This is a genomic window from Variovorax sp. YR752 (assembly GCF_943372545.1).
This window is the reverse complement of sequence record NZ_CALRZC010000038.1, coordinates 40884-48061: the sequence shown is the minus strand read 5'-3', so window position 1 is coordinate 48061 and position 7178 is coordinate 40884. Positions and strand designations below refer to the sequence as shown.

Genomic DNA, 7178 nt, shown 5'->3' with positions numbered 1-7178 from the left:
CGCGAATGGGTGAATGCGTCTTCGTCGATGGTGCCCCGGTACCTGAGCAGCACGCCCTGGCCCCCATAGGTCTGCGCGCTCACCAGCGCACGGGCACGGTCGACCTGGCGCAGCACCGCGCCGGTCTGCGCATCGACGACGACCACGCCGCGCCCCGGCGGCGACCGTCGCGCGCCGGGCTCTGCTGCGCGCGCCGGCACCGCCAGGTACACCGGCCGCCCGCCGCTGGCCACGGCCAGACGCAGGTCCTGCAACGGCCCCGCAATGCCGGCCGCGTCGAGCGCCTGCCGCGGCCCCAGCAAGGGCGCCGACGCATCGAGCGGCGGCAGGTGCTGCAGGCGCTCGGCCTCGGTGAGCTTGGGGTAGCCCACGTACATCATCACCACGCCCGAGACGAACCACATCGCGAAGAAGGCGCAGACGACCACGCCCAGCCAGCGGTGGATCAGGAACAACCAGCGTTTGGCATGCATGTCAGAAGCTCACGCGCAGCGAGACGTCCGCCGTGCGCGGCGCGCCGAGGTAGGCGAAGCCGGCGCCGACGTTCGCGGCATACACCCGGTCGGTCGCGTTGCGGATGCGGCCCACCACTGTGACGGTGCGGTTCACCTGCCAGCTCAACCCGAGGTCGAGCAGCGTGTAACCGGGCCAGTGCATCGTGTTGGCCGCATCGGCATACACCTTGCCCACGTGCCGCACGCCCGCCGTGGCCTGCAGGCGCGGCGTGAAGGCATAAGACACCCAGAGGTTCGCGACGACCGCCGGCGTGTTGGTCGGCGTGCGGCCCGCGAGCGACACGCCACCCTGGCGGAACTGGTCGTAGCGCGCATCGACATAGGTGAGGTTGCCCTGCAGCGACCACTGCGGCGTGGGCTGCAGCCCGAGTGCCAGTTCGACGCCCTTCGACGACTGTTCGCCGACGAGCACCGTGAGCGCGCTGTTGTTCTGGTCCTGCGTCGCGATGTTCTTGCGGCGGATGCTGTAGGCCGCGAGCGTGGCCGTGCCCTTGCCCTGCCAGAAGTCGAGCTTGGTGCCGACCTCGACCTGCCGGCCGGTGGTGAGCTCGCTGTTGTTGCGCACGTCGGCGAACGAGGCGGTCGAGAGCACGCCCGACGGCGGATCGGCCGCCGTCGCGTACTGCGCGTACAGGTTGGCACCGGGCGCGAAGTCCCACACCAGGCCGATGCGTCCGGTGGTGGGCTTGTAGCCGCGATGGAAGGTGGCCGGGTTCGCCGCGTCCACGGTGCGGCGGTTGACCAGGTCGAGGTCGATGCGCTCGTGACGCAGCGCCGTCACGAGGTGCAGCGACGGCTGCAGCGCGGTGCGGTTCTCCAGATACAGCGCGGTGGTCCGCACCTTGTTGTCGCGGTCGGGCCGAAAGCCCGGCGTCATGCCCGGCACGTCGAAGAAGCGCTCGGTAGCAAAGACGTACGGGTTCACCGTGCTCACGGTACCGGGCAGGCTGTTGGGAAAGCGCGTCTGCCGGTTCACGCTGAAGTCCAGCCCGAAGGACCAGTCGCTCTTCAGCCCGCCGATCTGCCCCTTGTAAAGGCCCTCGACGCGGTTGCCCCACACGTCCTGGTCGTGCCGCTGCAGCAAGGCGCCCGAGCGGATGACGGCCGTGTTGCGCGCGTTGTAGCGGTAGTTCTCGACGTTGCGGTAGTCGCGCAGCGCGTCGTAGGCATAGAAGGTGTTCTTGAACTGCAGCGCGTCGCTGGCCTGCCATTCGGTGACCGAGCGCAGCCACTGCACGCGCTGCGCGTAGAGGCCGTCGGCGCTGTTGTAGTTCTTGAAGCGCGTGCCGCGGTCGATGCGCATCTCGCCACCCGCCGGGTTCAGCACGGGCGTGCCCCAGTAGGGCCGCGTCACGTCTTCGTCCTGGTATTCGTAGGCCAGCGTGTGCTTCAGGCCGCCGCCGAAGTCCGACAGCAGCGAGGCGGCGAGCTGCGTCGACTTGCTTTTGGTGCCGTCGGTCCAGCCGTTGGCGTCACGGTGGTTCACGTCGATGCGCGCGTAGTGGCTGCCCGCGCCGCCATCACCGGCGATGCGGCGGTTCAGGCCGAAGGAAGCTTCCTTCAGGTGCTGCGTGCCCAGGCGCAGCTGCGCTTCGGCGAAGTCGCTGCGCTCGGGCGCCTTGGTGATGTAGTTGATCGAGCCGCCCAGCGCGCCCGAACCGAACAGGAAGCTCGACGGGCCACCGATGGCCTCGACGCGGTCGTAGATCCAGCTGTCGACCGGACGGGCCGCGATCGAATACTGCAGGTTGATGCCGTTGAACAGCTGCGCGATCGAGCCGCTGCCAAAGCCGCGGTAGCTCACGCCGACGTTGCCGGGCGCGTCGTGCGCGGTCACGCCGGGCACCGCACGCAGCGCCTCCTGCGTGTTCTGCGCGCCGCGCGCGTCGAGCACCGCGCGGTTCACCACCGTGACGGAAGCCGGTGTCTCGCGCGGCGTGAGGCCCAGGCGGCTCGCGGTGTCGGCGGGCGTGTCGAGGTCGAGCCGACCGTTGGGGCGCGGGGCGTCGTCGGCCACCTCGATCAGGGGCAACGACGAGACAGTGGTCTGGGCATGGACAGGCGAACTGACGGCGCCGAACAAGGCAAGCAGCCCCAGGGCGGGGGCACGGGAAAGGGTAGGCATGGCATCTCTCTTGCGACGGCGCTGGCGCAAAACAAAGGCGCACAGCGCCGGCCGCACAACGACCGGGAACGCACCGCGCGGCCCGTTCAGGCGGCGTCAGGTGCAGGAACGACGAAGCTCAGGAGAGATGCGTGGGCGGCGCTCGCGCCGGCGGCGGCGAGGCCGTGGCTGCCGCGAGGCGGGCAGCGGGAATCGATTGCAGCGCGCGGCCCAGCGGCAGCGGCGTGGGCAACGTCACCTGCACGGTGGCAGGCGGCGGGCCGGAGACCATGCACAGCGGACAGTCCATCGCCGCCATGCCGACTTCGGTCGCGCCGTCGTCGCCCTGCACGATGAGCTTGACGGTGCCCGCAGCGGAACACACCAGCTCCATCGCCTGCGGATTCACGAGCGGCGACGCGCCCGCGATCAGCAGCGACGCCATGAACCACGCCAGCACCAGGCGGTGCATTGCGCAGAAGGTTCGAAGGGCGTGCATGGGCGCGAATTATGGCGTGCCCCGGCGCCGCGCGTTCGTATCGCCAACGGGCGCTGCGGGGCTTTGCCGTGTTCTTTCAGGGGGTCGAGACGAGCTTCAGCCCGACCACGCCCGCGAGGATGAGCCCGATGCACAGTAGCCTCATCGGCGCGGCCGAGTCCCCCAGCACCACGATGCCCACGATGGCGGTGCCCGCCGCGCCGATGCCGGTCCAGACCGCATAGCCCGTGCCCATCGGCAACGTGCGCATCGAGAGCGCGAGCAGCACCACGCTCGACAGGCCAGCAGCGACCGTGAACAACGCCGGCACCAGCCGCGTGAAACCCTCGGACGACTTCATGGCGAAAGCGAAGGCGATTTCCAGCAGCCCCGCGATGCCGAGCCATACCCAGGCCATGCCGTTCAGGCCCTGGCAGCAGCGGCAGCCGTGGCGGCCGGCGTGGCGCGGAACGTGACGCCGAAGCGGTTGAAGGCGTTCATCAGGCTGATCGCGTAGGTGAGATCGACCAGCTCCTTCTCGCCGAACTCGGCAACGGCGGCTGCGTAGTCGGCGTCGGGCACGCCGGTCTCGGCGACGCGCGTCACGGTTTCCGCCCAGGCGAGCGCCGCGCGCTCGCGGGCACTGAACACGGCGCCCGCGTCGTGCCACACGGGCACCAGCACCAGCTTGTCGACCGCGAGGCCGGCCTTGAGCAGGTCGCGCGAATGCATGTCGATGCAATAGGCGCAGCCGTTGATCTGCGACACCCGCAGGTAGACGAGATCGACCAGTTCCTTGGGCAGGCCGGTTTTCTGGACGGCCACGTACACCCCGCCGAAAGCCTTGTAGACCTCGGGCGAAACTTTGGCGTAGTCGATGCGATGGCTCATGAGAAGTCCTTGTGTGTGTGAATGAAGAAGGACTTGATCGTCGGCCATCTTGGCTCAGTCAAGAAGAGCCATGAACAGCCTTCGGTTCTAGGCCATGATTCTTCGGATCACATCAAGGCCAGGATGCGCTTGCCCAGCTTCTCGGCCGTGGCCCGGGAGTCGATGTTCGTGAAGTTGACGAGCAGTGCCGAGCTGCCTTTGCCGCTCTGCGTCCACTCCGACAGCGCCTCCGCGAACAGGCCCGCTTCGCGCATGCGCGCCACGAGCTTGCGGTCCGACTGGCGGCCCGCGAGCCGCAGGATCAGGTGCATGCCGCCGGGCAGCGCGTCGATGCGCACCTGCTTGCCCAGCACGCTCGCCAGGCCCGCGCTCGTCGCTTCGCGGCGCTCGGCGTAGAGCTTGCGCATGCGCTGGATGTGGCGCGCGAAGTGGCCCTCCTGGATGAACGCCGTGACGATCGACTGCGTGAGCTCGGGGCTGCCGCCCGCAAAGGTCTGGAGGATCTGCTCGAAGCGCTCGACCTGCGCCGGCGGCACCACGAGGTAGGCCAGCCGCAGGCTCGGAAAGAGCACCTTGCTGAAGGTGCCCGCATAGAGCACGCGCCCGTCGCGGTCCAGGCTCTTGAGGGCCGGCAGGGGGCGGCTCACGTAGCGGTACTCGCCGTCGTAGTCGTCCTCGACGATCCAGGCGTTGTGGCGCCCGGCCCAGTCCAGCAGCGCCATGCGCCGCTTGAGCGAGAGCGACACGCCCAGCGGGCTCTGGTGCGCCGGCGTGACCACGGCCGCGCGCGCACGCGGCGCCGACTTGATGCCTTCGGCCACCACCATGCCTTCCGCGTCCACGGGCACCGGGACGGTCGCGATGTGCATCTGCGCGAACAGCTCGCGTGTCGGCGGATAGCCCGGGTCTTCGAGCCACACGCGGTCGCCCGCCTTCAGCAGCGCCAGGCCGATCAGCTCGATGGAGTGGCGGTAGCCCGAGGTCACGAACACCTGCGACGGGGCGCAGGTGATTCCCCGCGACACCTGCAGGTAGGCGGCGATTTCCGCGCGCAGCGCCGGCTGCCCGTAGACGGAAGGATGCGTCATGTCGAGCGGCTGCATCGCACGCACGCACCGCGCGCCCAGCCGCGCCCATATCTTTCGGGGGAACTCATCCAGCGCGGGCAGGCCCATCTGGAACGGCAGGATCGATTGCGGGCGAAAGCCGATCGACGACGTGGCGGGCTCGGGCGCAGGCGTAACCGTCGCGGGCGTTCGCGGCTTGAGGCCCGGCGTCACGATGGTCCCGGCCTGGCCGCGCGCCTGGATGTAGCCCTCTGCGGCCAGCAGCGAGTAAGCGGCGTCGATGGTGCCGCGGGCCAGGCCCAGCTCCTGGGTCAACGCGCGCGCCGAGGGGACGCGGTCGCCCGGCTTGAGCAGGCCACTGGCGATGGCGCTGCGGAAACGCTCGTAGATCTGCCGGTAGAAGGGCTCGGCCGCTGCGGGGTCCAGAGGCGAGAGGTTGCTGCTGGTCTTCGCGGCGGTCATGGTTTGTGGAGCCCGCTCGGGATGAACGCGCTGTGGTGATGACGCCAAATTATGGCTTAGCACCAAGCTTCATTCATGGCTCTATGACCTAGGCCATGTACTTCCTAGACTTCCCGTTTCACAAGCACCGAAGTCGTCACCATGAAGATTCTGCATGTCGTCTGCAGCCCCCGCGGGGAAGCCTCCGAGAGCCTTCGGCTCTCTCAACAAATCGTCGCGCGACTCATGGATCGAGAGCCAGCCGCCACGCTGGTGCGCCGCGTGATCGGCGGCAACGCCCTGCCCCACATCGACGCGAACTACGCGCTGACCCAGCATTCGGCCACGGCGCAGACCACGCAAGACGGCTCTGTCGCCCGGTCCGACGAACTGATCCGGGAGCTGGAAGCTGCCGATGTCGTGGTCATCGGCACGCCGATGCACAACCTGGGGGTGCCCTCTGCGCTGAAGGCGTGGATCGACCATGTCGTCCGGGCGCGCCGGACCTTCAACACAGGCCCGGGCGGCAAGGTCGGCACGCTGCGCGACCGCCCGGTGTTCATCGCGATCGCCTCGGGCGGCAGGTTCATGGGAGAACACGCGCGCCAGCCGGATTTCCTGACGCCCTACCTCAGCGCCATCCTGGGCATGGTCGGACTGAAGGACCTGAGTTTCTTCGCCGTGCAGGGCACCGGCCTCGGCGACCAGGCCGTCGCCGAAGCCCGCACGCAGGCGGACCACGCGCTGCAAGCGCACTTCGCCGCGCGCGTCGGCTAGATGGTTTCCTGGATCGCCTGCTGCATGCAGCGCGTGATGCCGCGCACGGCCACCGAGTCGGGCCGGCCCGCAAAGCGCAGCGCGCGCACCGGCACGGGAATGTGCGGCTCGAGCGTCAGCACCTCGACCTTGGTGCGGTCGGCCGAGCGCGCCGTGCAGCCGTCGACCAGCGCCACGCCCAGCCCGTGGTGCGCCATGGCCAGCGCCGCGTGGTAGGTCTGCACCGTGACCACGGCCTGCTGGAAGCCCACGCCGGCCTGCCGGCAGGCCTGGCTCAGGCTGGTGCCGACCGGGTCGCGGCCGTCCAGGCCGATCACCGGGCGGTCGATGAGGTCGTGCAGCGCCACCGAGCCGTTGCGCACCAGCGCGCGCGGCAGCATGCCCTTGGGCGCGACGCACACCATGCGGCTGTCGGCCAGCGTCTCCTGCGTGAGCGACGGATGCACCGCGGGGCTGAACGCAAAGCCCACATCGGCCTCTTGCAAGAGCAGCGCCGACATGATCTGCGGCGAGTGCAGCGACTCGACCGTGATCGCGTAGCCCGGGTGCATTTCGCGAAAAGCCTTCAACGCGCGCGGCAGGATTTCGTAGCTCAGCGCGAGCACGCTGAGGATGCGCAGCTCGCCGGTGTCGTTGCCCGCGCGCAGGTTCGCCGCCAGCCGCTGCACCTCGTCGAGCTGCGCAAACAGCCGCTCGATGTGCGGGTACAGCGTGAGCGCCTCGGTGGTCGGCGTGAGCCGCCCCTTGGTGCGCTGGAACAGCGGAAAGCCCAGCTGCAGCTCGGCATGCTGCAGCGTGCGGCTCACGGCCGGCTGCGTGATGTTGATGAGCCGCGCAGCCGCGCTCACGCTGCCCGCGAGCATGATCGCGTTGAAGACCTCGATGTGGCGCAGCCGCATGGCCGA

Annotated in this window: 8 protein-coding genes; 1 reads left to right on the top strand and 7 read right to left on the bottom strand. The window is 69.2% G+C overall.

Annotated features, from left to right (window positions below):
- The 6 genes from AAG801_RS12030 to AAG801_RS12005 all read right to left on the bottom strand — a co-directional run.
- Nucleotides 1–473: PepSY domain-containing protein (locus AAG801_RS12030; protein ID WP_341888578.1), on the bottom strand; the 473-nt coding region annotated here is incomplete at its 3' end.
- A 1-nt stretch (nt 474) separates the two neighbouring features.
- Nucleotides 475–2640, bottom strand: a complete 2166-nt coding sequence (locus AAG801_RS12025) for a TonB-dependent receptor (protein ID WP_341888577.1) — start codon at nt 2638–2640, stop codon at nt 475–477.
- Between the two features lie 118 nt (nt 2641–2758).
- The gene (locus AAG801_RS12020) at nt 2759–3118 is read right to left on the bottom strand and encodes a hypothetical protein (protein WP_101492588.1); all 360 of its coding nucleotides are present in this window, start codon (nt 3116–3118) and stop codon (nt 2759–2761) included.
- Nucleotides 3119–3194: 76 nt separating this feature from the next.
- Nucleotides 3195–3515 (bottom strand): multidrug efflux SMR transporter, encoded by a 321-nt coding sequence (locus AAG801_RS12015; protein ID WP_341888576.1) that lies wholly within the window; start codon nt 3513–3515, stop codon nt 3195–3197.
- A gap of 5 nt (nt 3516–3520) precedes the next feature.
- On the bottom strand, nt 3521–3988 hold the full coding sequence (locus tag AAG801_RS12010) for a carboxymuconolactone decarboxylase family protein (RefSeq protein ID WP_341888575.1): 468 nt from the start codon (nt 3986–3988) through the stop codon (nt 3521–3523).
- Between the two features lie 107 nt (nt 3989–4095).
- The gene (locus AAG801_RS12005) at nt 4096–5517 is read right to left on the bottom strand and encodes a PLP-dependent aminotransferase family protein (RefSeq protein WP_341888574.1); all 1422 of its coding nucleotides are present in this window, start codon (nt 5515–5517) and stop codon (nt 4096–4098) included.
- A 141-nt stretch (nt 5518–5658) separates the two neighbouring features.
- On the opposite strand from AAG801_RS12005, the gene AAG801_RS12000 reads away from it, so the two are divergent.
- Complete coding sequence (locus AAG801_RS12000) at nt 5659–6273, top strand: NAD(P)H-dependent oxidoreductase (RefSeq protein WP_341888573.1); 615 nt, start codon at nt 5659–5661, stop codon at nt 6271–6273.
- Here AAG801_RS12000 and AAG801_RS11995 read toward each other — a convergent pair.
- Nucleotides 6270–7172 (bottom strand): LysR substrate-binding domain-containing protein, encoded by a 903-nt coding sequence (locus AAG801_RS11995; RefSeq protein ID WP_101492593.1) that lies wholly within the window; start codon nt 7170–7172, stop codon nt 6270–6272. The two genes, AAG801_RS12000 and AAG801_RS11995, sit on opposite strands and share 4 nt — an antisense overlap.
- Nucleotides 7173–7178 lie beyond the last annotated feature (6 nt).